Raw genomic sequence first — 1,510 nt, 5'->3', positions numbered from 1 at the left:
TGCCCCCGCCGCACGAGCTGCCGCCCCCGCAGGAGCTGCCGCCTCCGCAGGAACTGCCGGAGCTGCCGGCGGACCCCATCGCCTGGCGCTGGATCTCGGCCTGCTCGGAGAAGCCCGGGTCCATGCTCCAGAGGGTGGCGGTGCCGAACAGCGCGACGCCCATCGCCGCGTCGGACGGCCCGTAGGTGGCGTAGGCCGGCGCGGCGGAGGGACGCAGCCAGGTGTGCCGGCGGCGCAGCTCCCGCAGCGCCCGGTCGGCCGCGCGGGTGCGCCAGGGCACCCGGTTGAGCAGGAAGAACGCGATGAACAGCGGCACGAGGGTGAGCATCAGCCAGCCGACGGGCCGGCTGTTGGACATGCCGACGAAGGCCCGGACGAAGCCGAGCGCCAGCAGGGCCCCGACGAGCAGCGCGCCGCGGCGCAGCGTCGCGCGCCGCTCCTTGTCCAGTGCCAGGCCGCGGCGCACGAGACCGTCGCGCAGCTCGTCGAGGGCGCGCCGGACCCACTCGTCCTGGCCCAGCTCCCGGGAGCGCAGGCCCCGGTTGGCCGCGTGGTGGATGGCCTGGTCCAGCGGGGTGACCCCGGCCGGCAGCGGGCCGCCGGTGGTGAGCCGCCGGTCGGGGCGGACGCCGACCGCGCCGGCGCGGCGCAGCCCGCCCAGGGCGGTCCAGACGGCGAGCTGGTCGCCTCCATTGAGGTAGGCGACCTGCTGCGGCCCGAGCGGCCCACCGTCGTGGACCGGGGTGCCGGCCAGGGCGCGCCACCGGTACGCCACGGCGCCGACGACCAGCACGACGGCCGCCACGAGGTACCAGCGGAGGAAGACGGGGCCGGGAACGCCCCAGGTGTCGCCCGCGAGGACTGTCATGCTCTGCTCCTGTCGCGAGGGGGTCGCGGCTCATTGTGGAGCAGGTCCGCCAGTGGTGATCTCCCCGAGCGGTCGAGTTACCGGACCGATATCCGGGCCGGTCAGTGCCGGCGGACGGCCTCCTCGACCAGGTCGAGCACCCGGCCCAGGTCACCGGCGGGACGGCCCATCGCCAGGTGCAGCACGAGCCCGTCGTACGCCAGCTCCAGGAACTGGGCCAGCACGTCGATCGGCACGTCGTCGCGGAGCACCCCGGCCTCGCGCTGGCGGAGCAGGCGCTCCCGGGTGGCCTCGGCGATCGCGGCCGAGCGTTCCGCCCAGCGCCGGGCGAACGCGGGGTCGGTGCGCAGGCGACGGGAGACCTCGAGCTGGCTGCCGAGCCAGCCGGTGGTGTCCGGGGAGACCGCCCCGGCGAGCAGGTCCCGCATCACCTGGACCAGGCCGTTGCGGGCCACGGTCTCCACCATGATCGCGGCGTCGTCCTCGGCCACGGCGAGGAAGAGCGAGTCCTTGTCCCGGAAGTGGTGGAAGATCGCGCCCCGGGAGAGCCCGGTGGCCTCCTCCAGCCGTCGGACGGTGGCACCCTCGTAGCCGTGCCGGGCGAAACACGCCCGTGCGGCGCCGAGGATCTCCTGCCGGCGC

Annotated in this window: 2 protein-coding genes; both read right to left on the bottom strand. The window is 75.6% G+C overall.

Annotation, left to right across the window (positions count from 1 at the left end):
* The coding region (locus F8274_RS30590) for a TIGR04222 domain-containing membrane protein (protein WP_151465868.1) at positions 1–868 on the bottom strand (868 nt) is incomplete at its 3' end.
* Positions 869–969: 101 nt separating this feature from the next.
* Positions 970–1,510, bottom strand: a 541-nt coding sequence (locus tag F8274_RS30585; protein ID WP_151465866.1) for a TetR/AcrR family transcriptional regulator, incomplete at its 5' end; no start/stop codon positions are given.

Origin of the sequence: Micromonospora sp. AMSO31t (assembly GCF_008868175.1) — a bacterium.
Taxonomy (GTDB): domain Bacteria; phylum Actinomycetota; class Actinomycetes; order Mycobacteriales; family Micromonosporaceae; genus Micromonospora.
The sequence above is the reverse complement of the archived record's forward strand: the minus strand, read 5'-3'. Positions and strand labels throughout refer to the sequence as shown.